Here is a 24,616-nt window from a genome sequence, read left to right on the forward strand (position 1 = left end):
CCGGATATCAGCGCGCCTGCTCCGCGGCTCGTATGCTAAAAGGGTGGATTCTTTACTTGGAGGCTTTACTCGCCAGTTTGAGCGGCAGCGAGCGGAAGCCCAGCGTCAGCAGCAGCACGAACAGCCCCACCAGCCCCAGGCTCAGGGCCAACTCCACGATCTGCGGCGCGTAGGACGACGAGCCAATGTCCACACCCGCGTAGGTGAGGTTCGGCTCAGAAAAGCCCATACGCACGAACAGCAGACGCTTGGCCGCCAAACCGATCAGGGTCAGCGCGGACGCTGCCACAACGCCGCTGAACTGCACCTGAGGCAGCACGTAAAGCGTGATCGCCAGGACGAACGCCACGATTTCGATCCAGAACAGCGGCGAGCCGATCATGTCTTCCGCCAGCGCGACGCCATTTTCCGAACGGCCAAAGGTTTCCGTGACGATTTCGCTCACGACCAGTAGTAGATTGAGGCCCAGCAAGCCCGCCGTGCCAACCGCTACCGGCTTAAAGGCAGCGAGATCGGGCTTCAGGTAGCCGGTGCGGCCCAGGACCGCGACCAGGAGCAGCAGCACCGCACCCGCCGAAGCGACAGCGCTCACTTCGAACGACATCGGCTGAATAGCCGAGAACCAGTAATCGTGCGCGACCTGCGTCGCAAACACCAGCGCCGTCATACCGTCCGCCAGCCCGGCGGCCAGCGCGACGTAGGCCAGCGCTTTAGGCGACTTGCCGCCCTTGCGCTCGGACTGCAGCAGGCGGCTCAGATACACGGTCGAGATGATCAGGTAGGCGATCGTCAGCAGCAGGTCCCACAGCAGCGGCGAGCCAAGCCGCCCGTAGGTGACCAGATGCCACAGCCGCATCGGCTTGCCGATGTCGATCAGAATGAACAGCCCTCCGGCAATCAGCGCCGACAGGCTGACGAATGCCGCGATCTTGGCGTAGGGGCGGAACTTGGGCAGATCGAGGATCACCGGCAGCGCGGCCAACACCAGCGCCCCGCCGCTGAGGCCCATGAAGAAGATGAAGCCTGCGACGTACAGTCCCCACGTTTCCAGATTTGACAGATTCGTGACGCCGATCCCCTCGACGATCTGGTACACCCACGCGCCAACGCCGACCAGTGCCAGCAGGCTCACGACGACCAGCCAGATCGTCCCATTCGCGCTCTTTTTCGATTGCGTGATGGCAGTCATGGTTTAACCCCTTTACGTCAGGAAGTAGACCGAGGGCTTGGTGCCCTTTTCGGCCAGAAGCTGGAAGTGCGAACGCGAGCGCAGCACCATGGAGACGTCGCTGTCCGGGTCCTTCAGATCACCGAAGTGACGCGCGCGCGCCGGGCACTGCTCGATGCAGGCAGGCAGCAGCCCCTGCCCCAGCCGGTGGAAGCAGAACGTACACTTTTCCACCGTATCGGTTTGGTGCGCTGGCACAGCGGCATCGCCCACGGCAAAGTCAAGCTGGTAAGCCGGTTCCTGCCAGTTGAACTGGCGCACGCCGGTATAGGGGCAGGCCACCATGCAGTAGCGGCAGCCGATGCAGCGATCGTAGTCCTGCACGACGATGCCGTCTTCTTCCCGCTTATAGGTCGCACCCACCGGGCAGACCTTGACGCAGGCCGGATTTTCGCAGTGCTGGCAGGCCATCGTCAGATACTGCATTTGCAGGTTCGGATACGTGCCGTCGGGCGTATCCATCGATTCGCCGCCGACGGTCAGCACACGGTTCCACCAGATGCCGTCCGGCACGTTGTTTTCGACCTTGCACGCCATGGCGCAGGTATTGCAGCCGATGCAGCGCTTGAGGTCGATGACCATCACAAGATGTTTCTTAGCCATGAAGCCCCCTAGACCTTACGCACTTCGACCAGGACATCGAAGAAAGATTGGTTGATGGTGACAGGATTGAGATAGCTCTTCGTCAGCTCCTGGTACCCACCTTCGCGGAACTGGTTGCGCTGCCAGCCTTTGGGGATGTTGACCAGGCCGGGGCGCATCCCACTGCTGACGATGGCCTTCAGGACGACATGGCCGCGGTCGTTGTAGGCTTCCACGTAGTCGCCGGTTTCGATGCCGCGCGCGTCCGCATCTTCGGGCGAGAGTTTGATGACCGGCTCCGGATCCAGCTCGCGCAGCCAGGGGATGTTGAAGAACTGGGTATGCACGCGCCAGCGCGTGTGTTCCTGGGTTGCCACCAGCGGGTACTTCTCGTAGAGCGGATTTTCGGGCCACGCTTCCGCCGGGGGCCGGAAGTACGGCAGACGCTCGGCGCCCGGGTCGAAGTCCTGGCCGTAATCGAGGCGCGGTTTGGGATCTTCCACGTAGAACTGCACCCGTCCGGTCGCCGTGGGCACGACGCCGCCTTCGCCGTAGATGAACGGATCGGCCATGAAGCGGATCGACTTCTGCTCGCGCAGTGTTTCCGGCGTGATGTCGAACGCCCGCAGCGCGTCCGAATCCAGCACGACGTCGATCAGTTCCGCGTCGGTCATCGTGAAGGAATCGCCCACGCCGAGGCCCGGCGCGATCAGGTTCATGATGTCCACGTCCGACTTGGCCTCATAGGCAGGCTCGACGGCTTTTTCCTGGATCATGGCAATGGGATGATTCCCCTGCGTCACGACCTCGTTGACCTCGAACCAGTGCGCGACGGGCAGGACGAGATCCGCATACCGCGCGGAGTCGGTCATCACAGTGTCGGCCACGACGATGAAGTCAAAGCCCGGCAGAATGTGATCGAGCCATTCGCGCTGGTCGGCGGTATTGCTCAGCGGATTCGCGCAGTGGACGTAAAGCGCCTTGAGCGGGTACGGCTGGCCGTTGTATTCGCCGGTTTCGATCACCGAGCGCAGCTTGAGGATCGGCACACTGGGACCGGCATGGAAATCGGGCGGGAACATAATGCCCGCGTAATTCACCGCTGCGCCGCCAATGAACATACCCGCGCCCGCGCCGGGCTTGCCGATGTTGCCGGTCAGTCCGGCCAGCGTCGCCAGCGCGTGCCCGTGGAACTGGCCGTTGTCGTAGTGATCGGGGCCAAAGCCGGGATAAAGCATCGACGGGGTATTGGTCGCATACAGCCGCGCGATCTCGCGGATCTGCTCGGGGCGCACGTCGGTCAGTTTGGCCGCTTCTTCCGGCACGTACTGGTCGGTGAGTTCTTTGAGCAGGCTGAACGCCGTGGTCACGCTGATCCCCTCGACCTCGAACGTGCCTTCCAGGGCGGGATTCGCCACTTCAGCCAGCACGCCCGCTTCGTCAGCGTCGGCGTCCCACACGATGAACGGATCTTCTTCGCCTTCTTCGACTGCCTCGCCTGTGATGTCGCTCTGGCGCAGGAAGCGCTTGGTATCGGCGCGAACCAGGAACGGAGAGACGGTGTGATCGCGCAGGAAGGGTTTGTCGGTCAGGTCTTCCTCGATGATGACCTGCATCATCGACAGCGCCAGCGCCACATCCGACGCGGGCCGGATCGGGACGAAGATGTCCGCCTTGGCCGCCGTCGAGGTGAACATCGGATCGATGACCACCAACTTGGCACCCTTTTCGAGCGCATCCGCAACGAAGTGCCAGTTATGAATCTGGCTTTCCGCAATATTCGAACCCCACACGATGATCGTGCGCGAATTCGCCATGTCCGCCGGTTCGTTGCTGTGCATGAACGGGTATCCGCCGATCACCCGATCGATACCGACGGGGAAAGCGAGGTCTACGCACGGGTCGATGGCGGTCGCGCCGAGAGCGTTCTGCATCTTGACAGCGATACCGCCGCTGCCGTGCACCGCGCCATAGTTGCCAGAGATGGGTAGGAATGCGAGTGCCGAATCACCGTATTCCTCACGAATCCCGGTGAAACGATCCACGATCATCGAGATCGCTTCGTCCCACGAGATCTGTTCCCACTTGTCTTCGCCGCGCTCACCCGCGCGCTTCATGGGGTACTTGAGCCGGTCGGGGTGGTACATGCGCTGAATGTGCGTCATGCCGCGCAGACAGATGCGGTTGTAACGGGGATCGGCCATCGGGGCCATCGAGACCTTGACCACGCGACCATTCCGCACATGCGCATGCAGACGGCAGCTTTCCCAGCAGTTGGGACGACACACGCCGTTAAAAATCTGTTCTTCGGCCTCGGCGGCCAGCGATCGCTGTTCAACGCCTTCCGCCAGCGCCTGCACGATGCTGCCGGATGAGGATGCCAGCACCGCAGTGGACACGCCTGCCGCCGCGGTCCCTTTCAAGAAGGTGCGGCGTGACAGTCCAGACTGCTCATGGACATCTTTGACATCGTCCATCAGTTGCACTTCCTTTGCTTTGAGTTGAATGATGTTTTTCTGTTTCTCTAGGAGGCGGGAAATATAAGTGTTGCAGCGTTTTCCCCTGAGAAGCTGGACTATGCGGGGAATAAGTTCTTCATAGGCATTCTCCATGACAATGACGGCGTTCGCTCCCCCGTGAACCACGGCGTCCCGGTATTCGATCGTGCCGGTCGAAAGCAGGGCCGCGATGGGGACCGCGGGCGCATTGAGTCGCAGCGCATCCAAGACGGCAGCGTAGGGTTGCTGGTAGCCGAAAATGTCCACGATAACGGCTGTGGTTGGCTGCCGGATGGCATCGAGCAGGTCGTCCAGCGTTTGCACGCTGACGATTTCAGCGCTCAGGTCAGACAGCAGATAGTGCAGGGTTTCGCGCAGCCAGGATCGCTGGACTGCGATAACCAGACGCGCTCGTTGGGCTTGAGCCATCTCACACCTCGTATCGGGCATTTTCGAGCACAACATACCGGCAGAGCCGGATCGCTCACCGTCTCATGCTTTATTCTAGGTGGCAGGGAAAGAGTTGTCTGTCGGCGGGGATCACGGTTTTTTTGCTCGAAAAACCGCGACCCGCTTGTAGGGGAATTCTACGGACAGAAGTGTCTAGAGCAGGTGATGGCGCAGCGCATATTCAACCAGCTCCGAGCGGTGGCTGAGGTTGAGCTTCTCGGTGATGCGCTCGCGGTAGGTTTCCACGGTGCGTGTGGACAGCGAGAGCCGTTCCGCGATCTCGCGGCATGTGAAGCCCTTTGCGATGAATTCCAGCACCTGCCGCTCGCGTTCCGAAAGGATGTCGGGGCCGGGATTTTGCGCCGCCGTCTGATAATGGGGCGCATGATGGCGGCGGGCCATCAACTGGACGCCTTCGGGCTGAAGGAAGATTTCGCCGTTCATAACCGCATGGATCGCGCGAATAAGGTCACGATCCACCGCCGATTTACGGACATAGCCCACACCGCCCGCTTCCAAAAACTCCATGAGGTATTCGTCCTCAGAGTGCATGGTCAGCGCGATCACGTGCGCGTGTGGGCACTGGTGGAAGATCTGGCTCGTCGCGGCAATGCCGTCTGTTTCGGGCAGCGAGATGTCCATCAACACGACATCCGGGCACAACTCGTCCGTCAGCCGGATCGCGTCCGTCGCGTTGGCGGCTTCGCCAATCACGTCGATATCCGCCTCTTTTTCCAGAAGCAATTGCAGCCCGCTGCGCACCAGGGTGTGATCGTCAACGAGTAGGATGCTGATAGGGGCATTCATCGGCAGAATCTCCGTATCTATAGTGTCCTGGGAAAGGTGATGGAGAGTGTCACGCCGCGATCCGGCTCGCTGTGCAGCGTAACGGTGCCGCCCACCAGACGCACGCGCTCTTGCATCCCGAGCAGCCCGACGCCCTTCGACTCCTGCGAGGCTGACATCCCTACCCCGTTGTCGTAGATTGTCAGCATGACCGATTCGGCATGATAAGCCAGATCGACACTGGCGCGCGTAGCACGGGCGTGCCGGATAATGTTGGTCAGCCCTTCCTGAATCGCCCGGTAACACGCGATTTCCAGGTCTGGGCGCAGCGGGGTGATATCGCCGGAGGTTTCGAACGAGATATCGAGCTTTCCCCAGGTCGAGCATTCCCTGACATACGACCGGATCGCCGGAATCAAACCCAGCTCGTCAAACACCACCGGACGCAAATCCATCGAGATACGCCGGACTTCCTCGATGGTCTGCCCCGTCAGATAGCGCAGGCCATTGATCCGGTCCCCGATGACCTCAATGTCCGTTTCGGATTGCAGAGCTTTCAAGCGCAGCGTGAGTGAGGTCAGCGCCTGCCCGACGTCATCGTGCAGTTCCCGCGACAGGCGGCTGCGTTCCATTTCCTGCGCATCGGTCACCGCCTGCCAGGCGCGCTGGAGTTCGGTCTGCTTGGCGTTGAGATCGGTCAAAAGCTGCACGTTATACAGGCTGATGCTGATGAGGTTCGTCATCGCCTCGAACCAGGCAAGGCGGGAGCTGGAAATTTTCGGTTCCCGCTGAAATGCAACGCTCAGCGTGCCGATGCTGCGCCCTTTCATTTTGAGGGCGATAAATACCGCCGTGGTCAGGTTTTCCTGGCGCAGCAGAGCAGACAGCCCCTCCGCGAGCGACAGGCTGCTGGTCAGGTTATGGATGACGTGCGCGTGATCCGATTCCAGAACCTCGTGCAATCCACTCTCATCCACGGTGAACTGCGTGCGCGCTTCGAAAAGCCGCCTGCCGATGTCACCGTAGACCGCCACGGTATGAAGCACGCCGCTTTCGCACAGAAGCTGGATGCTGCCCGCATCCGCCCCCATAAACGTGATCATTTGCTCCAGCGCGGTATTGAACACGTCTTCCAGAGACGCACCAAAAGCGATGATGTTTGATAATTCTTTGAGGGCGTGAAGCGGCTGTGTGGCTGGCATGAGAGTCAGTGTCAGATGAAAACAATGAGGTGCTTCCAATTACATTAAGTATATCCTTCGCGTTACACCCTCATAGTGATTATTGTCAATGAATCCGCACTGTCTTTGTCGGGGCGCTGTCGGGGAAAAATCGGACAGTGGATGCGACTGCCTACCACAGCTTCAAAAAACGACCGGATGCGGCACGCGTACCGGCGTCTGGCGCAAGCAGATTTTCGAGCTTCGGCCCTTTACGTGCACGCTAGAACTCATCTCGATTGACATCTCCTCGGAAATATACTAGAGTAAATGGGAACGTTCCCCGTAAGTCGCAGCGATGCGACAACCGACGCCACAGGGCAGCACCACGCCAGGGTTTGACGGTTGGCGAGTCATGTAAGCTGAAAGACATCGCCACCAGACATAACATTGGTCAAGTGTGGGGAACGTTCCCATTACTTTTCAGCGGCGAACGAATAGCGTTTCCGCCGCATGTCGACCGGGTGATCCCGTCGGCAGCAGAACTATCGTTATGGAGGCACATTCTGATGAAAAAGTTGTTTTGGAGTGTGATTATTGTGATGCTGCTGAGCTTTCCCCTCACAGCCTACGGGCAGGGCGGCGGCACCATCGTCGCGGACAGCTTCGATTCCGCCACGCTGGGGCGGTCCTACGACGTAAACATCTACCTCCCGGCAGGCTACGATGGCACGGAAACACGTTATCCCACGATCTACCTGCTGCACGGGCGCGGCGACACTAAAGACGCATGGCTGAACGTGCAGGACATGCTCGACACGATGATCGCTGACGGCACTCTGCCCCCGCTGATCGCGATCATGCCGGATATGCCGTCGCTCAGCGCGGCGGGTTATTTTGTCGATTCCGCCTATGAGGGTGGCGAAGCGCTGGAAACGGCCTTCTTCGCGGACCTGATCCCTTACATCGACGAAACCTACCGCACCCTGGCCGCGCCTGAAAGCCGGATCGTCGGCGGGTATTCGATGGGCGGCTACGGCGCAATGCGTTATGCGTTGGCGCACCCGGACATGTTCATGGGCGCGCTGATCCTCAGCCCGGCGGTTTATTCACCGATCCCGCCCACCGACTCGAGCGCGCGCGAATTTGGCGCGTTCGGCAGCGGCGACGTCCTGTTTGATGAGGCGATCTATGAATCGCTCAACTACCCCACCCTGCTCGAAACCTTCGCGCACCCCGGCCAGCCGCTCTACACCTTTATCGCGGTAGGTGACGACGAATGGAAGACGGATAACTTTGACGAGCGGCTGCACGACCTGGACATCGAAGCGCACTTCCTGTTCAACCGTCTCGCACGAGTTGGCGACATCGCCGCGGAGTTTCGCGTGTACGATGGCGGTCACGATTGGGACGTGTGGCGTCGCGGCTTCGAGGAAGGCATGACCTACCTCGCCAACTATCTCGCCACGTCGCCGGACCAGGCCAGCGCGGGCACGCCGCTGGACGGCACGAGCACCGGCACCAGGGAAATGGATTTTGCGGGCGGTGTGGCGATCGACAGCCAGGGCGCGACGATCAACGCGCTCGGCGCGGTAGGCTCGATCGAAGGCCAGCCGCACCTCGGCGAAATGGACGCTGTGGTAACGAAGCGTGACGCCAACGGGCAGGCGCTTTGGACTCAGCAGCTCGGCACCGGCATGACGGACCGGCCCTACGGCGTCGCGGTCGATTCGCAGGACAACGTGCTGGTCGTCGGCTACACCGCCGGAGACCTGGACGGCAAGCACGCGGCCATCGAGGGCGATGACGCCTTCCTGATCAAGCTCGCGCCGGATGGATCGGTGCTGTGGACGGTGCAGTTCGGTGACGCAGGGGCTGCCGACCGCGGCTATGGGCTGGCGGTTGCACCGGACGACGCGATCTACGTTACCGGCTACACCAAAGGTCTGGTCGGTGAAGCGGCTGCGGGTGACAAAGATGTCTACGTGGCACGCATCAGCGCAGACGGCGCGCTCGAATGGGTGACGCAGTTCGGCGGCTCCGGTGAGGATAAGGGTCTGGCGATTGCGGCGCTGGCGGATGGCAGCGTTGCGGTCGCGGGGATGACGTCCAGCGATCTGGCGGGCGCGCTGGGTGAGATCGATGCGTTCCTGGCGGTCTACGATGCGGCGGGGAAACAGCAGTGGCTGCAGCAGTTCGGCACAGCCGGATGGGACGAGGCGACCGGGCTTGCGGCCAGTGACAGTCTGATCACGCTGACGGGCTTCGTCGCGGGCGACTTTGCCGGGACGCTGGCTGGCGACAAAGACCTGCTCGTTGCGCAGTTCGACGCCGCCGGGACGATGGTCTGGGCGGATCAGCAGGGCACGCCTCTCAACGACAAGGGTGCGGATGTCAAGCTGGACGGCGCAAGCAACTGGATCATCGCGGGCTATACGGACGGCAACCTCGCGGGCAGCGTCGGGCGCTTCGACGTCGTGCTGCTCACGTACTCGCCCGACGGCGAACTGTTGGGCATCCGCCAACTCGGCACGGCAGAAGACGACGGCGCGGACGAGTGGGCCGAAGAAAACCTGTATCTCGCCGCGCAGGGCGACACCGTGGCGATCACCGGCCTGACGATGGGCCAGATTGGTGACATCACCCCGGCAGGCGGCAGCGACGTCTTCGTAACGACGATGCCAGCGGAATAATCAAACCGCGACTGACAGATCAGGCAGCGAACAGCGCCGGTGGCCCGAACAGGTCACCGGCGTTTTGCTTGTGCTGTGACCGACACCCGGACGCAGCCGACGACGTAAATGGAATAGTTCAGCTTACCGATTACAATAGCGCCGGATCGCAGCGAGCGCACAGCGAACTTGCCGAGCGGTCGGCACTCGAAAGCCAAAGGAATTAGATCACCAAATGAGCAGCAGGATACTCATGATCGACGACGACAGGGATCTATGCGCCTTGTTGAAGAAACATCTGCACTCAGAGGGCTATTCCGTCACGGTGCGCTTTGATGGAGTATCCGGGCTGAGAGAAGCCAGTGAGAACGTCTACCAGCTTGTCGTTCTGGACGTGATGCTGCCGCAGCAAAACGGCTTCGACGTGCTGGCGACTATCAGGAAGGACAGCACGGTTCCCGTCTTGATGCTGACGGCAAAAGACAGCGAAGTGGACAAAGTGTCCGGGCTGCGCATGGGCGCGGACGATTACCTCACCAAGCCGTTCAGCAATAACGAGTTCATGGCGCGTGTCGCGTCCCTTTTGCGGCGATACACTGTGTTCAACACAAGCGATCACGACGAGAAGCGCGTCCTCGACATCGGAGCGCTGCACATCGATCCCGCACGCCACGAGGTCTGCTTGCAGCACACCGCGATCGACCTGACGGCCAAGGAATTCGATCTCCTGTACTTTCTGGCTCAAAACAAGGGCAAGGTGTTTACAAAGAAACAGATCTACCGCGCCGTATGGAAAGACGATTATGCCTTCGATGACAACAATATCATGGTGCATATCAGGCGCTTGCGGAAGAAAATCGAGCCTGACCCAGACAAACCGGTCTATATCCTGACCGTGTGGGGCGTGGGGTATAAGTTTGGCGGCGATTCAGCATGACCGGAGCCGTTATCGCAATCCTGCTGTTGCTGTGCATCGGGCAGTTTCTATATATCAGGCGCATCCGGCAGCAGGAGAAAGCACGGCTTGACGTTTTGCGAAGCATCCGGCATGGCGATCGAGAGAAGATATTCTCCAAAAGCCACGGGGTCATGGCCGATATTGGCTATGAATTGAACGCCATCATCGAAGTGAGACAGAGTCAAATCGAACGGCTCAAAAAAACAGACGAAGCCAACAAATCGCTCCTAACCAGCCTGTCGCACGATGTGCGTACGCCGCTCGCATCCCTGTTGGGTTATCTGGAAGCGCTGAGCAGTGGGCTGTCCGATCCTGGCGAAGAAAAAGAATACATCGCCGTCGCGTACCGAAAAGCCACTGATTTGAAGGCTTATATCGACAGGCTGTTCGAGTGGTTCAAGCTCAATTCCCACGAGCAGCAGTTCAAGTTCGAGACGGTAGAACTCAATGAATTCACGCGGGAGATTCTGATCGAATGGCTGCCCAGGCTCGAACAATCGCACATTTCACTTTCGGCGATGATAGGCGATGACGATTTACTTCTATCTGTTGATCGGTGGGCTTATAAACGCATCGTGGACAATCTCATCCAAAATGCGGTCCAACATGGGAACTGCTCGCATCTAACCATCACGATCACCGGCCATCCCGGTACGGCAGCGGTTCAAGTCGCCAACGATGGCCGCGCGATTCCACCTGACCAACTGCCATATATCTTCGAACGTCTCTACAAGTGCGACACCGCGCGCTCAGACAAAGGAAGTGGACTTGGACTTGCCATCACCAAAGGACTGGTGACCGCAATGCATGGCGAAATTTCCGCGACCAGTGCGCCGCAGCAAGACACGGTCTTTTCGATCGTGTTTCCTCGCCCGAAGTGACCCCATCCTCCTGGCACGCTCCGCTGCCCGGCCAACCATGATCGGAATCGCCCTGCTCACCCATCCCAACTGTATGCCGCCGCTAGATCCCCCGGCAGGGCGATGCGCCACGCAAGGAAAAAGTAAGATTTGGGCAAGGCCCCTGTCAGCTTTTGCCGGTACAGTAACGTTCAGACAGGAGGCGCGCGGGCATGAGTGAGTACGTCATCGAAACGGTGGGGCTGACGAAACGGTTTGGCGAGCAGATCGGAGTCAGTAGCTTAGATCTGCACGTGCCGCGAGGGAAGATTTATGGCCTGATGGGCCGCAACGGCGCGGGCAAAACAACGAGCATGCGAATGGTGTTGAACCTTGTGCGTCCCACCAAAGGGACCATTCTGCTGTTCGGGCAGGAGCACAAAAAACAGCAGGCCAGAACGTACCGAAGAATCGGCTCACTCATCGAGACGCCGGGATTCTATGAAAACCTGACCGGGCCGGAGAACCTGCGAATCCTTGCGCGGCTGCGCGGAGAGCACCGCAAAGACAGCATCGATCGCGCGCTCGACATCGTTGGATTGAGCGATCAGAACGACAAGGTCTTTTCCAACTATTCGCTGGGGATGAAACAGCGGTTGGGGATCGCGGCGGCGATCATGCACGAGCCCGAACTCCTCATTTTGGACGAGCCAATCAACGGACTCGATCCCATCGGCATCCACGAAATCCGCAACTTCTTTTTGGCGCTCCGCAAAGAAAAAGGCACCACGATCTTTATTTCAAGCCACGTACTGAGCGAGCTTGAACAGTTAGCCGACATCATCGGCGTCATGCACGAGGGCCGTCTGCTTGAAGAAGTAAACATGGCCGAGCTGCATAAGCGGAACAGGCAGTACGTTGAATTTGCCGTCTCGAACGTGAACACGGCGGCGCTGCTGCTGGAACGCCAGTTCAAAACGACGGACTATACCGTCTGCGACGACAGGACGATCAGGCTGTACGACGACCTCGATAGGCGCGGCGAGATCAACCGGTGTTTTGTCGAAAGCAACCTCTGCGTGACGGAAATTACCGTGAGCGAGGAAAAACTGGAAGATTATTTCTCCGGGCTTATAGGAGGACGCGGCATTGGCTAGCCTCATTTACTGCGAACTGCTAAAACTCAAACGTTCCAGAATGCTGTTGATCAGCTTTTTAGGCGGCGTGGTAACGCCCATGATGATGATCGTGGATGCCGTGAAAATCCATTACTCGGACCCCACCACCGCTATCACGCTGGAGAGTCTATACCACAGCTGTTCGCTGTATTCCATGCTGCTCGTCGGGTTGATCGTCAGCACGGTTATTGCGGCCTACCTGTTCAGCCGCGAGCACACGGAGCGAACGCTCAAGATCATCCTCACGATTCCGGTATCAAAGCATTCGTTCATCGCCAGCAAGTTCATTATGCTGCTCATGTGGGTTACTGCGCTGTCCGCCATTTCGTGGGCGAGCATGTTCGTTTTTGCCCTGCCGTATCACGCGGTATTTGGCATCGCAGAGTTCGACGTAGCGGTTGCCGTCAGGTATCTTGGCGAGATGCTGCTGGGGGGCGTGCTGCTCTTTTTGACCATTTCTCCTTTCGCCTTTTTAGCGCTGTGGACGAAAGGGCTTGTGGTCCCAATCATCGCCGCGACGTCGATCACGATGGGCAATGCGGCGCTGACAAACGAGGCGTTAGGCGCACTATATCCCTGGACGGCCTCATACTTGCTGGTGCACGGCAGCATTGCGCAAACGGGATACTCCTATGCCCTCGCGGCAGGTCTGGTTGCCTTTGTCTCCATACTTGGCTTTCTTGCCAGTGTGGTCTATTTCCAACAGGAGGACATCAAGTAATGGAAAACCTGATTGAAGTGCTCAAAGCGATTCTGCTCGGCGTCGTCGAAGGCGTCACGGAGTGGATTCCGATCAGCAGCACGGGCCACATGATTCTGGTCGATGAGTTTTTGCAGCTCACCATGAGCGACGCGTTCAAAGAAATGTTCCTCGTGGTGATCCAGCTCGGGGCCATTTTCGCGGTTGTTGTCCTCTATTGGAACTCGATCATGCCGTTCAGCCTGAAGGGCGGACTCTCGATCAAGCGGGATACGTTCATCATGTGGGTGAAGATCGCGCTGGCCTGCATTCCGGCGGTCATCTACGGGCTGACTCTGGATGAAAAGCTGAACGAAGTTTTCTATAACTATCAAACCGTCGCTCTGGCGCTCATCGTGTTCGGCGTCCTGTTTATCGTAATCGAAAACGCCAATCAGGGTAAAAGCCCACGGATAACAGCCATCGCGGACATCACGTATAAAACGGCGCTCATCCTGGGCCTTGCGCAGCTCGTCGCCGCCATCTTCCCCGGCACATCCCGTTCAGGCGCGACCATCCTGTGCGGGCTGCTGTTGGGGCTGTCCAGAAGCACCGCGACTGAATTCACATTTTATCTGGCGATCCCCACCATGTTTGGGGCCAGCGCGCTTAAACTGTACAAATTCGGGTTCGATTTCACCAGCCTGGAACTTGTGGTCCTTCTCACGGGTACCATAACGGCCTTCTTTGTGTCCATCGTCGCTATCAAGTTCCTGATGATTTACATCAAACGGCACGACTTCAAAATCTTCGGCTGGTACCGGATCGTGCTGGGGAGCATCGTCTTCCTGTACTTTCTGCTCGCGTAAAAGGCTGGCAACCGACTCAATCTACACAAGCCGGACCAATCACCGTTCCTGCTCCCAAGCGAACTTCAAATCTCCAGGTCCAGGCTGTTGGCCTGGGGATATGTGGAACATACTTCTACGGCAACCATCTGGACTCCCAATCTCGCTGGCAGCGATAACTATCGAATGTCAGATACCCCGCGTTAACGGAGGCCGGGAGGCCGCAGCTTATCGCCGCGGCGCTCCGGCATAGTTGACTCCAAACAGGCATTGGTGAACCAGATCGGCCTGGGCGGGATCCAGCAGCGTGACGCCGTTCCTGTCCAGCAGATCGCGCGTGTCAGCGGCCAATCCGGCTGAACGCTCCAGAACGGATAGGATCTCCTTGATACTGTCGTCGGCTGCAATGCGATTGATCGACACTTTGCCGCAGTCGTCGCACAGATGGACCAGCATCAGCTCGCCCTGATGGTGCCCCGTGTACTTCTTGGCCGTCCGTTTAAACGTCAGCCCGATGGGTTCCATACGCGCTTTGCAGGCCGAGAGCCGATCCCCCGGTTCAAACTGGTCCATGTGGCGCGACGAGAGACAGTACGGGCAGTGGTTGCGGTTGCCAACGCCCGATAGAGCGACGTTGACGGAAACAAAGGTTCCGCAGTGACCGCACACGAAGTCGCCGGATGCGTTGTTGATTTTTCCCGGTCGAGTGTAGAAGCGTTGGGTGGCGAAAGTTGTCATGCTTCGTCCCTCAGCTTCAAATAGCTCTGGTACCGGTAGGGGCTGATCTGTCCCTCGACGACTGCCTTACGGATGGCGCACCCCGGCTCCTCGTCATGGCGGCAGCCCAGATTGAACTTACAGTGGCCCAGGAAGGGGCGCATCTCAGGGAAAAACCAGGCCAGGTCGTCTTCGGCCACGTCCCACAGACCGAATTCACGAATGCCGGGGGTATCGGCAATCGCGCCACCGGATGCCAGCGTGAAGATCTCCGACATGGTCGTGGTGTGGCGGCCTTTACCCGTTGCTTTGCTGGTCGATTGAACGCGCAGCCCCAGCCCAGGCTCCACGGCATTGAGCAGTGAAGTCTTGCCAACCCCCGATTTGCCGACCAGAGCAGACAGACGCCCCTGCAACCGGGACTTCAGATCGTCCAGGCCGCGTCCGGTGGCGGTGCTGGTGAGCACAACATCGTAGCCGATAGCAGCGTATTCGGACGCGATGGCTTCGATCTCCGCCAGTTGATCCCCCTCGACAAGATCCATCTTCGTCAGGCAGATCAACGCGGGGATTTCGGATGATTCGGCGGAAACCAGGAAGCGATCGAGCAAGTTCCAGGCTGGGCGCGGGTTTGCTGCGGCGAAGACGGGGACGATCTGATCGACGTTGGCGATCAGCACCTGCTCCTGAGCGTACCCGCCCGGCATCGGCACGGCACCGCGACGGGAAAGCCAGTTACGGCGCGGCAGCACCTCCGTGATTTGCGCCGCGTCGTTCCAGGTCACTACGTCCCCGACAGCGACACAGTCGAAGTCGGCCTCGTTTTTCAGCCGAGTAGAGAGTGTGCCTTCGATGCAGTCACTCCCCGTCTGGATGAGATAGTGATTGCGGGTCTTGCGGATGATTACACCAGTGTTGGTATTGCCACGGTTGGTGTTAGCGTACATGGTTGGATGTCCTATAAACGAAAAAGCCAGCCACAGGAAGAATCCCGTGGCTGGCGAAAGGGCGTCTCTGGCCGCTGATCATCTACGGACGCATCCGCAGACGGTGTGCTTCAATACGAAACACGCGGCAAATAAAAAAGCCACGGCGGCATAAGCACCCGTGGCCGAAAATTCCGGTCAGGTGTACTTATGCAAGTTTTCGCTGAGGCACAACCGCCAGATTTAACATCCAACCTTCTTCAACTGATTTTGCGGACGTCCACAGTGTATAGTGAATGGACTCGCGCGTCAAGGGATTTTTATACTTCTTTACCGCCTACCCCGTACTGGCACTATCGATAGATTGTACGGCACGAGCTTAACCCGAACGGATCATTGCCGGGTGCAGTAGTCGAACGTGTAGCGCCCCGCGCTCAGGATCAATTCCACGTCGTCACCGACCTGTTCCCCTTCGCGCAGCGGATCGCCGTTGAGCGTCACTTCGCCCCGGCGCGCGTCAGGCAGCACGACCCTGGCCGACGCGTTGAAGGGAATCGTGATAGTGAGGGTGAGATACCCTGCCTCGTCGATGCGCCAGCCACTTTCGTACATTCCGGCAGCCGAGCGGTAACGCGCCTTGGCCCACTGCAGCGACTTGTCCGGTTTGGGCGCGATCCGGGCGCAGCGGAAGCCGGTGACGCCATCTTCGCCTGCCGTCGGATTAAGGCCGCACATGTCACGGTACATCCATTCGACAATGGAGCCATACGCATAGTGGTTGAGCGAGTTCATGCCCGTCGAGCTGATCGAACCGTCGGAATTGAGGGAATTCCACCGCTCCCAGATGGTCGTCGCACCGAGGTTGACGGCGTAGAGCCACGAGGGGTAATCCTCGTTGAGCAGCAGCGTATACGCTAGATCGTTCGCGCCGACAGCCGACAGCACCCGGCACACATAGGGCGTGCCGACAAAGCCCGTGCGCAGATGCACGTTGTCCTGTTTGAGACGCGCGATGAAATCACCCTTCACCCGATCGCGGAAGACGTCGGGAACGAGATCCATAAACAGCGACAGCACGTATGCGGTTTGCGTGGGGACGGCCAACCGTCCGCTCGCGGTGAAATATTCGGTTTGAATCGCCGCTTTGATCTCTGCGGAGAGCTGTGCATAGGCGTCGGCATGATCCGTTTTGCCGAGCAACCGGGCGGCCTTCGCCACCAGCCCCGCCGAATAGCAGTAAAATGCCGAAGCAATGAAGTCGTGAGGCGTTCCGCCCCGGCGCGGATCGGAATGAACGGGATCGTCCAACGACAGCCAGTCGCCAAAGTGCAGCCCTTCCGTCCACAACCGTTTGCCGCCCGATGCCTCGTCGATGGTCTTGATATAGTCCACCCAGGCGCGCATGCTCTCGAACTGTTGGGCCAGAATGTCAGGATCCCCGTAAAACTCGTACAGAGTCCACGGCAGGATCGTCGCCACGTCGCCCCACGCGGTCGAGCCGCCTTTGTTCAGGTTCACCATCGGCACGATATGCGGCACCATGCCGCCGGTTTTGGCCTGCTCTTGCCCCAGGTCGTAGGCGTACTTGGACAGGAACGCGGCGGAATTCATATTGAAGCACGCCGTGCCGGAAAACACCTGAATGTCCCCGGTCCACCCCAACCGTTCGTCACGCTGCGGGCAGTCGGTAGGGATGTCGAGGAAGTTTCCCTTCTGGCTCCACATCGCGTTCTGAATAAGCTGGTTCACCTTCGGGTTCGACGTCTCGATCTCGCCGGTGATGTCCATCTGCGAATAGATGACGCACCCGGTGAAATCGTCCAGGTTGATCTCACCCGCCCAGCCCGAAATCTTGATGTACCGGAAGCCAAAGAAGGAGAAATACGGCTCGACCACTGCGCCGGTGCCATCAACGATGTAGGTATATTCCGCTTTCGCCGTGCGCAGATTATCGCGGAAGAAATTGCCCTCTTGCAGCACCTCACCAAACTGAAGGTGTATGCGCGTGCCTGCCGGGGCGCTCGTCCTGAAGCGCAGCCAGCCCGTCATGTTCTGGCCCATGTCCAGCACGGTTTCGCCAGCGGGCGTATGGATGAGCGCGGCGGGCTTGATCTCCTCGTTGATGCACACCGGAAGCGACCGTCTGGCCTCCAACCGGGACCGGTCGAGATCGACCGGCCTGACGCCGAAGGTTTGATCCGGCGACGGCACGATCGTGCTGATGCGCGCATCGACCACTTCGCCGTCAAAGATGTCGCTCTCAAGGACCGGGGATGGCTGGGCTTTCCAGGCGGAATCGGTGGTAAGGATCACCTCGCTTCCGTCTTCCAGCGTAATGTGCAGCTCGCAGATCAGCGCAAAGCGGTCCCCATAAAACCCCAGCACGCCCTTATCAGCGCCGTAACGCCCCTTGTACCAGCCGTTGCCCAACATGACAGCAATCAGGTTCGAGCCAACCGTAAGCTGGCTGGTGATATCGAACGTCTGGTACTGAATCCACCGGTCGTACGCGTTGCAGTAAGGCGTGAAAACCTCGTCGCTGACCTTCTGTCCGTTCAGCTCGAAGCGATACAGCCCCAGCCCGCAAATGTATGCCCGCGCCGCCACTACCTGCGCGGGCAAATCGAACTGCCGGTACAGGATCGGGTGCAAATTATTATCTTCGCAGTCGGGGGTAATCCATTCCGCGACCCAGGGTTCGCCCGTCTTCGAGGTCTCGAACCACGCCGTGTCACTTTCGGCGCTTTCCGTCTCGCCCCAGACCAGAACCTTCCAGAAATAGCGCGTACGGGGTTCGAGCGTGATCGCGGGGCGATAGGCGAGGCTGTCGATACCGGAGCCGTCGATCTTGCCGCTGTCGAAGACGATCCGCTCGAAGGCGGCATCACGACTGACCAGAACCTGAGCGGCAGTCTGCACCATATCGCGGGTGTCCTCGACGATCCAGGAGAAGCCGGGTTGATCGATCGCGTAGCCTAAAGGATTTACAACGTGATTCGTCTTAAGATGGGTTATTTTCACGACCTACCTCGTGCGATTCCGCATTTCCGACGAGCGCACACAGCTTGCCCGGTAAGTGGACCGAAACGGCAATGCCCTACGGCGAGACAACCTTAACGCCAGCCGCGGCCTTGTTGGGCAGCCGGAAAAGATCGTCAACCCGCACCGGCTGGTCCAGCTCCATCGCGCGATTGGCAGCAATCCCCAACATGATCGAGGCGGCGCCATCGACGTGCGACGCGGCCCGGTTGAACGGATCGGGCGGCGGCTCCAGCGCAAACAACTGTTCCAGCAGGATCGGGTCCGCACCGCCGTGACCTCCCCCATTCGCGGACGCAAAGGGAACGTCGTATCCTTCGCCAAACATCGGGTAGACGCGGATTCCGGCCTGCTTGAATGGCCCCTTGCTGGCCTGGGGATTATGCGCTTCGCCCTGCCCCGACACGAGATTCACGTTTTCGACGACGTGCAGTTCGACACGCCCCTTCGTGCCCGTGATGGCGACATTCAGCCCTTCCCATGGGCTGTACGCGAGCAGGCAGTAGGATAGGATCACGCCGTTGCGGTAGCGGGCCGTGACCGCCATCGTGTCTTCAATGGTGATCGGGTCGCCAAAGACGTTCCGGTCGCGGATGTACCCGTTATCCTCTTCCGCGTCGAGATACAACCCCTTCAGCGCGGCGTCCTGATCGAGCAGCAGCGCGAACGGATCGCCGTCCGCCTCGGCCACACCGGTATAACGGTTGTAGGAATAGGTTTCGCCGCGCGCCTCGGCATTTTGCTTGCCATAAAACAGCAGGTCACCGAAGGCAAACACTTCTTCGGGATAGGAGTCGATCCACCAGTTGACGAGATCGAAGTGGTGCGTGGCTTTGTGAACCAGCAGCCCGCCGGAGTTTTGTTTTTCGCGGTGCCAGCGCCGGAAGTAATCTGCGCCGTGGTAGGTATCGAGCAGCCACGAAAAGTCTACGCTGAGGGGACGGCCCACAACGCCCTGCATCAACAGCTCGCGCAGCTTGGTAAAAGCCGGGGCATAGCGGTAATTGAAGGTGACGGTGAGCTTCTTGCCCGTGCGATCGATCGTATCGAAGATGGATTGGGCTTTCCGGGCATCGGTCGTCATCGGTTTTTCGGTGATGACATCGCAGCCAAGCTCCATCGCCCGGTTGATGTACTGGTGGTGGGTCGCGTCGATGGTGGCGACAATCACCGTATTCGGGTGCGTGTCGGCAATCATCCGGTCAAATTGATCGGCATGGTAGGTTGGCACAGGAGCCGCGCCCCACTGCATCTGGATCTGCTGGTTGTGCCAGTTCATCCGGGTTTGGCTCAGATCGCAGAGGGCAACTAACTGGCAGGACTCACGATAGGTATCGGTAATCGCCTGGATGAACATCCCCGCTCGACCACCCGTACCAACCACTGCAAAACGTTTTGTTTCGCTCACAAATACTCCTTTTGGGCTTGATGGAGCTGTTTTACCTGGGTGGTTGGACACTTTTGCGCACAATCAGGTCAGGTATCAGCACATGTTGGTGATGTGTGTAGTTCGGGTCGGTGATCTGTTCGAGCAGAAACTGCGACGCCAGTTTGTTCTGAATGTCGAAATCGAAACGGACCGTCGTCAGGGGTGGAATAAGGTACGGTGCGATCGCGTCATCATCGAAGCCGACAACGGACACATCATCGGGCACGCGCAGGCCGTGCTCATGCAGCGCGGACAGCGCTCCCATTGCGGCGTGATCGTTTACGACCGTGATCGCAGTGAACGACTCGCCCCGTTTCAGAAACTCGCAAACGCCGTCATACCCCGTCTTCATGGCCTTGGAAAACGTGGAGTAGTCCCCCGCGTAACTCGGCCCAGGCTCAAGCCCTTGCGATGTCAGGATGCTGAGCCACGTATCGTGGCGCAGGCGAGGATTGATAAACCCCAGCGATCCGGTGATCTCCGCGATGCGCTCGTGACCCTGATCGATCAGGTGCTGCACGGCCAGACGCGTCGCATGCTCCTGGCTGTACCCCACCCACGTCAGCTTCGAATCGATCACGTAGTCGCGCCGCACGATCGGGATGCCGTGGCTCATCGCCAGGAGATCGTCGTCCGCCATCTGTAATTTAGGAGCGTAAAGAATGATGCCATCAACGAGCCGGGCCGCCGCTTTATCGAGCGTGAGGCCAAAATCTGCCAGCGTGCATTCCGAATAGAGCGTGGAATAGCCCGCCTCATTGACGAACTGGCCCATTCTTGGCAGCTCGATGCCAAAGTGGACGTCCATCACAATAATTTCGATGATGTTCGACTGGTGGGTCGTGAGCATTTGCGCGCCGAGGTTGCGCTGGTAGCCCATTTTTTTGATGACACGCTGTACGCGGGCGCGTGTTTCAGGAGCGACTTCCGGGTGGCTGTTGATCACGCGGGATACGGTCCCATACGACACCCCGGATTCGCGGGCAACATCCTGGATCGTTGGTCGCTTACCTTTCTTCGTAGCCATTAAATCACCCCATCTAAATTGTTGCCCATATCACGGTCGAAAAACCGTAATCAGTCACGAACACTATAGCAAGAATTTAGAAATTTGTCGATACACCTCGTGATTTTTTGCTTGACAGTGAGGAAAACCTCCAATAAGATGGGAGTGTAAACGGTCACGGAAATAGACGAACTACTCGGCGGAAGAAGGTGAACACCGTGTGAGCCGGACACAATTCAGGCACGTTGCAGAACCGATCTTCAGCAGCAACTGGCAACTGGAGTGCGGCCCCACTGACGGCCTTTGTATGCCTCCAAAAGTAGAGGTAAGGAAGTCCTTTGTGAGTAAAATGTCCGGTATCATCGAGTTTGGCAGGCGCAATGCGGTCGGTTACATGTTCCTCGCGCCGTGGCTTCTGGGGTTCCTCGTACTGACGCTTTACCCCATGCTGTACTCGCTGGGGCTGAGTTTTACGGATTATGACTTCACGCAGCCTGATTCGACGCACTGGATCGGGCTTGCCAATTACCAGAAAATGTTTGGGTCGTCGCTCGGGCAGTCCGAATTCACCGCGCCCACGGGCGAAGTGATGCGCGCCGATCCGTACTACATGAAGTCGCTCTCCGTGACCTTCACCTACGTGTTTGCATCCGTGCCGCTGAAGTTGATCGTCGCCCTCGGCGTAGCGGTGCTGATGAACCAGAAGCTGCGCGGGGTGTCATTCTACCGCGCCGTGTATTACATCCCCACCTTGCTCGGCGGCTCCGTCGCCATCGCTGTTCTGTGGCGCAAGCTGTTCGAAAAAGACGGCCTCGTAAACGGCATCCTGGGATCAATCGGCTTCAGCGATCTGCCGGGCTGGATCACCAACCCCCAGTACTCACTCTGGACACTCATTCTGCTGACGGTGTGGCAGTTCGGCTCGTCGATGATTATTTTCCTCGCGGGACTGAAGCAAATTCCGCAGGAGTATTACGAGGCGGCCAGTGTAGACGGCGCCAACAAGGTGCGGCAGTTTTTCTCCATCACGATCCCCCTGCTCTCGCCCGTTATTCTGTTCAATCTGGTCATGCAGATGATCTATGCCTTCCAGGCGTTCACGCAGGCATACATCATCGGCGGCGGCAAGGGCGGCGTGCTCAACTCGACCCTGTTCTACACGCTCCACCTGTACATTCAGGGATGGACATACCACGAGATGGGCTATGCGTCGGCAATGGCGTGGGTTCTGCTGCTGATCATCGGAGGAATCACGGGGATCATCTTCCTCTCGTCGAAGTGGTGGGTATCGTATGGAACCGGGGAATAACATGAAAATCGCTACGATTGCGCGCCATACGCTGACACACATTTTCATCATCACCCTGGGCCTGTTGATGATCTACCCTATTGCCTGGATGATTATCAGCTCGTTCAAGCCCAACAATATGATTTTCAGCGACACGAGCCTTATCCCAAAGACCGTGACCATTGACAACTACATCAGCGGGTGGAAAGGCTACGCGGGCACGACCTTCGGGCGGTTCTTCGCAAACTCGCTGTTTATCTGCGGGGTGTCCATCGTCGGCAACCTGATCTCGTGCACCATGGCGGCCTACGCATTCGCGCGACTCAAGTTTGTGGGCAAAGGCGTCTGGTTCGTGGTGATGATGGGAACGCTGATGCTGCCGGGACACGTCACGCTCGTGCCGCGCTATATCCTGTTCAACACCTTCGGATGGGTCGGGACGTACCTCCCCATACTCGTGCCGAAGTTCCTTGCGACGGATGCGTTCTTCGTCTTCCTGCTCGTGCAGTTCATACGCGGCCTGCCGAAAGAGATCGAGGAAGCGGCGATCATCGACGGGTGCGGGCAGGTCGGGGTATTCCTGCGCATCGTCATACCGCTCGCAGCCCCTGCCCTGGTGACGACGGCACTGTTCACCTTCCTGTGGACGTGGGACGACTTTTTCAATCACCTGCTCTACCTGACAAGGCCGGAAACGTTCACGGTCGCACGGGCGCTGCGTACGTTCGTCGGCGACGCGGGCGCGGTATCCAACTGGGGCGGCGCGCTGGCGATGTCCACGCTCTCGATTGTTCCCGCCTTCATCCTGTTCTTCTCGCTTCAGAAATACTTCGTGCAAGGGATCACGACGACGGGCCTCAAGGGGTAGCAGATTGCTCAGGAGAAAACATATATGAAATGACGCTCGGGGACGTATTTCGAACCTACCCAATGAAACTATTAGACAAAAACAGGAGAGTTCAAAGATGAGGAAATTTTACACTATCACGTTCATGGCGCTGCTCGTGGCGATGCTTGTAGCGTATATCCCGCCGACCGCAGCGCAGGACGGCTCCGACGGACTCCCCGAATACACGGGCGAACCGGCTGAACTCCGCTTTAGCTGGTGGGGCAACGACGACCGCGCCGAGCGCACCATGAAGGTGATCGATCTGTTCGAGGCCGCGTATCCCGACATCACCGTTGTCGGTGAGCCGAATGGCGGCGCGGGCGACCACTTCCAGATTCTCGACACGCAGTTGGCGGCCAACGACGCCCCCGACATCATCCAGTTCGGCGGCAACTGGCCCGACTACACGCAGTATCTTGAGCCGCTGAATGATTACCTCGGCGCGCAGCTCCTGATCGACACGCCGGAGACCTTTGACCAGGCCGCGCTCGTCCCCGCAACGGACGCCGACGGCAACCTGTACGCGATCAGCCTGGGCACCAACACGCTCGTCCTGGCCTATAACAAGACGATGATCGAAGCGGCGGGCGTTGACCTGCCTGCGGATAACCTGTCATGGGACGAGTTGATCGCCTACGGTGAGGAACTCAAGGCGGGCCTGCCCGAGGGTGTCGCGCCTTTCGTGGACAACAGCACGAATCAGGCGAACTACCTCAGCTACTTCTACACGCAGCAGGGCACCCCGATCTGGACGCTAGACGACGGCGGCACCTCCTACGCGACGCTTGAGTCTGCCCAGAAGTGGCTTCAGATGTGGGCCGACATGCGCGACGCGGGCCTGATCCCTGACGCGGACACCACCTACACCTACACCGAAGACGGCCCGGACAGCTCGGCGTTTGTGGCGGGCAAGGCAGCGATCAACCTGATCTGGAGCAACCAGGCGGCGGCCTATCAGGCAGCGATGACCGACGAACTCGGCATGACGACGCTCCCCACGGGCGGCGAGCCTGCGTACGCGATCCAGATGAGCCAGTATCTGGCAGTCAATCAGAACAGCGAGAATAAGGAAGCGGCGGCGCTGTTCATCAACTTCTTCGTGACCAGCCCCGAAGCGGGCGCGATCCTCGAAACCAACCGCGGCGTGCCGTCTTCGCCGGTCGTGCGCCAGGCCATCGCGGAGCAAGCGACCCCGCTTGATGCGGCGATCTACCACATCTACGATGCGGTCTCCGATCGCACGGTCCCGCAGGGTCCGAACCTCCCGAACGACCAGGAATTCGTGAACGAGCTGGAGCTGATCGGCCAGCAGGTCGCCTACGGGCAATCCTCGGTCGATCAGGCTGCTGAAGACTTGCAGGCGTTGATCGAACGCCTCGCAGTCAAGTAACTTCTCGTAAAAGGTAGCTGACTATCAACGGCGCGGGATCCTGTGATCCCGCGC

At 59.0% G+C, this 24,616-nt stretch carries 19 protein-coding genes; 9 read left to right on the forward strand and 10 right to left on the reverse strand.

Translation table 11 applies throughout. The annotated features are described in order from the left end of the window. Positions 1–52: 52 nt before the first annotated feature. From nrfD to V7116_RS01625, 5 genes are all read right to left on the reverse strand, one after another. A complete protein-coding gene (gene nrfD / locus V7116_RS01605; protein ID WP_324389722.1) occupies positions 53–1,189 on the reverse strand; it encodes an NrfD/PsrC family molybdoenzyme membrane anchor subunit in 1,137 nt (378 codons plus the stop codon). 12 nt (positions 1,190–1,201) lie between these two features. Then, the gene (locus V7116_RS01610) at positions 1,202–1,831 is read right to left on the reverse strand and encodes a 4Fe-4S dicluster domain-containing protein (protein WP_324389724.1); all 630 of its coding nucleotides are present in this window, start codon (positions 1,829–1,831) and stop codon (positions 1,202–1,204) included. Between the two features lie 8 nt (positions 1,832–1,839). Then, entirely contained in the window at positions 1,840–4,737 is a 2,898-nt protein-coding gene (locus V7116_RS01615) for a molybdopterin-dependent oxidoreductase (RefSeq protein WP_324389726.1), read from the reverse strand. A gap of 174 nt (positions 4,738–4,911) precedes the next feature. After that, on the reverse strand, positions 4,912–5,565 hold the full coding sequence (locus tag V7116_RS01620; RefSeq protein ID WP_324389728.1) for a response regulator transcription factor: 654 nt from the start codon (positions 5,563–5,565) through the stop codon (positions 4,912–4,914). A 17-nt stretch (positions 5,566–5,582) separates the two neighbouring features. Then, positions 5,583–6,746 (reverse strand): GAF domain-containing sensor histidine kinase, encoded by a 1,164-nt coding sequence (locus tag V7116_RS01625; protein ID WP_324389729.1) that lies wholly within the window; start codon positions 6,744–6,746, stop codon positions 5,583–5,585. Between the two features lie 527 nt (positions 6,747–7,273). Between V7116_RS01625 and V7116_RS01630 the strand changes: the two genes are divergently transcribed. From V7116_RS01630 to V7116_RS01655, 6 genes are all read left to right on the forward strand, one after another. After that, positions 7,274–9,397: an alpha/beta hydrolase-fold protein gene (locus V7116_RS01630; protein WP_324389732.1), complete on the forward strand. Its 2,124-nt coding sequence runs from the start codon at positions 7,274–7,276 to the stop codon at positions 9,395–9,397. 214 nt (positions 9,398–9,611) lie between these two features. Next, positions 9,612–10,313 carry a response regulator transcription factor gene (locus V7116_RS01635; protein ID WP_349258381.1) on the forward strand — a complete coding sequence of 234 codons (702 nt, stop codon included), beginning with the start codon at positions 9,612–9,614 and terminating at the stop codon, positions 10,311–10,313. Then, the gene (locus V7116_RS01640; RefSeq protein WP_324389736.1) at positions 10,310–11,215 is read left to right on the forward strand and encodes a sensor histidine kinase; all 906 of its coding nucleotides are present in this window, start codon (positions 10,310–10,312) and stop codon (positions 11,213–11,215) included. Before V7116_RS01635 ends, V7116_RS01640 begins: the two co-directional genes overlap by 4 nt. A 191-nt stretch (positions 11,216–11,406) precedes the next feature. Beyond that, the gene (locus V7116_RS01645; protein WP_349258382.1) at positions 11,407–12,330 is read left to right on the forward strand and encodes an ABC transporter ATP-binding protein; all 924 of its coding nucleotides are present in this window, start codon (positions 11,407–11,409) and stop codon (positions 12,328–12,330) included. Further along, positions 12,323–13,072, forward strand: coding sequence for an ABC transporter permease (locus tag V7116_RS01650; protein WP_324389740.1), 750 nt, complete (start codon positions 12,323–12,325; stop codon positions 13,070–13,072). Before V7116_RS01645 ends, V7116_RS01650 begins: the two co-directional genes overlap by 8 nt. Further along, positions 13,072–13,899, forward strand: a complete 828-nt coding sequence (locus V7116_RS01655; RefSeq protein WP_324389742.1) for an undecaprenyl-diphosphate phosphatase — start codon at positions 13,072–13,074, stop codon at positions 13,897–13,899. The genes V7116_RS01650 and V7116_RS01655 overlap by 1 nt, the downstream gene beginning before the upstream one ends. Before the next feature lie 207 nt (positions 13,900–14,106). On the opposite strand, the gene V7116_RS01660 is transcribed toward V7116_RS01655, so the two are convergent. The 5 genes from V7116_RS01660 to V7116_RS01680 all read right to left on the reverse strand — a co-directional run bounded on the left by V7116_RS01660 (position 14,107) and on the right by V7116_RS01680 (position 21,016). Beyond that, on the reverse strand, positions 14,107–14,616 hold the full coding sequence (locus tag V7116_RS01660) for an RNHCP domain-containing protein (protein ID WP_324389744.1): 510 nt from the start codon (positions 14,614–14,616) through the stop codon (positions 14,107–14,109). Next, a complete protein-coding gene (gene rsgA / locus V7116_RS01665; protein WP_324389746.1) occupies positions 14,613–15,542 on the reverse strand; it encodes a ribosome small subunit-dependent GTPase A in 930 nt (309 codons plus the stop codon). The genes V7116_RS01660 and rsgA overlap by 4 nt, the downstream gene beginning before the upstream one ends. Before the next feature lie 372 nt (positions 15,543–15,914). Continuing rightward, positions 15,915–18,542, reverse strand: coding sequence for an alpha-L-rhamnosidase (locus V7116_RS01670; RefSeq protein ID WP_324389748.1), 2,628 nt, complete (start codon positions 18,540–18,542; stop codon positions 15,915–15,917). A 76-nt stretch (positions 18,543–18,618) separates the two neighbouring features. After that, positions 18,619–19,968, reverse strand: coding sequence for a Gfo/Idh/MocA family protein (locus V7116_RS01675; protein ID WP_324389750.1), 1,350 nt, complete (start codon positions 19,966–19,968; stop codon positions 18,619–18,621). Between the two features lie 31 nt (positions 19,969–19,999). Further along, on the reverse strand, positions 20,000–21,016 hold the full coding sequence (locus V7116_RS01680; RefSeq protein WP_324389752.1) for a LacI family DNA-binding transcriptional regulator: 1,017 nt from the start codon (positions 21,014–21,016) through the stop codon (positions 20,000–20,002). A gap of 328 nt (positions 21,017–21,344) precedes the next feature. On the opposite strand from V7116_RS01680, the gene V7116_RS01685 reads away from it, so the two are divergent. The 3 genes from V7116_RS01685 to V7116_RS01695 all read left to right on the forward strand — a co-directional run bounded on the left by V7116_RS01685 (position 21,345) and on the right by V7116_RS01695 (position 24,562). Beyond that, a complete protein-coding gene (locus tag V7116_RS01685; protein WP_324389854.1) occupies positions 21,345–22,304 on the forward strand; it encodes a carbohydrate ABC transporter permease in 960 nt (319 codons plus the stop codon). A gap of 1 nt (position 22,305) precedes the next feature. Further along, positions 22,306–23,151, forward strand: a complete 846-nt coding sequence (locus V7116_RS01690) for a carbohydrate ABC transporter permease (protein ID WP_324389754.1) — start codon at positions 22,306–22,308, stop codon at positions 23,149–23,151. 97 nt (positions 23,152–23,248) lie between these two features. Beyond that, a complete protein-coding gene (locus V7116_RS01695) occupies positions 23,249–24,562 on the forward strand; it encodes an ABC transporter substrate-binding protein (protein ID WP_324389757.1) in 1,314 nt (437 codons plus the stop codon). Positions 24,563–24,616 lie beyond the last annotated feature (54 nt).

The organism is Aggregatilinea sp., assembly GCF_036822615.1.
GTDB lineage: Bacteria > Chloroflexota > Anaerolineae > Aggregatilineales > Aggregatilineaceae > Aggregatilinea.

Coding starts and splice junctions, on each gene's coding strand:
- nrfD (WP_324389722.1), bottom strand. CDS start 1,189: ATGACTGCCATCACGCAATCGAAAAAGAGCGCGAATGGGACGATCTGG.
- V7116_RS01610 (WP_324389724.1), bottom strand. CDS start 1,831: ATGGCTAAGAAACATCTTGTGATGGTCATCGACCTCAAGCGCTGCATC.
- V7116_RS01615 (WP_324389726.1), bottom strand. CDS start 4,737: ATGGCTCAAGCCCAACGAGCGCGTCTGGTTATCGCAGTCCAGCGATCC.
- V7116_RS01620 (WP_324389728.1), bottom strand. CDS start 5,565: ATGAATGCCCCTATCAGCATCCTACTCGTTGACGATCACACCCTGGTG.
- V7116_RS01625 (WP_324389729.1), bottom strand. CDS start 6,746: ATGCCAGCCACACAGCCGCTTCACGCCCTCAAAGAATTATCAAACATC.
- V7116_RS01630 (WP_324389732.1), top strand. CDS start 7,274: ATGAAAAAGTTGTTTTGGAGTGTGATTATTGTGATGCTGCTGAGCTTT.
- V7116_RS01635 (WP_349258381.1), top strand. CDS start 9,612: ATGAGCAGCAGGATACTCATGATCGACGACGACAGGGATCTATGCGCC.
- V7116_RS01640 (WP_324389736.1), top strand. CDS start 10,310: ATGACCGGAGCCGTTATCGCAATCCTGCTGTTGCTGTGCATCGGGCAG.
- V7116_RS01645 (WP_349258382.1), top strand. CDS start 11,407: ATGAGTGAGTACGTCATCGAAACGGTGGGGCTGACGAAACGGTTTGGC.
- V7116_RS01655 (WP_324389742.1), top strand. CDS start 13,072: ATGGAAAACCTGATTGAAGTGCTCAAAGCGATTCTGCTCGGCGTCGTC.
- V7116_RS01660 (WP_324389744.1), bottom strand. CDS start 14,616: ATGACAACTTTCGCCACCCAACGCTTCTACACTCGACCGGGAAAAATC.
- rsgA (WP_324389746.1), bottom strand. CDS start 15,542: ATGTACGCTAACACCAACCGTGGCAATACCAACACTGGTGTAATCATC.
- V7116_RS01680 (WP_324389752.1), bottom strand. CDS start 21,016: ATGGCTACGAAGAAAGGTAAGCGACCAACGATCCAGGATGTTGCCCGC.
- V7116_RS01685 (WP_324389854.1), top strand. CDS start 21,345: ATGTCCGGTATCATCGAGTTTGGCAGGCGCAATGCGGTCGGTTACATG.
- V7116_RS01690 (WP_324389754.1), top strand. CDS start 22,306: ATGAAAATCGCTACGATTGCGCGCCATACGCTGACACACATTTTCATC.
- V7116_RS01695 (WP_324389757.1), top strand. CDS start 23,249: ATGAGGAAATTTTACACTATCACGTTCATGGCGCTGCTCGTGGCGATG.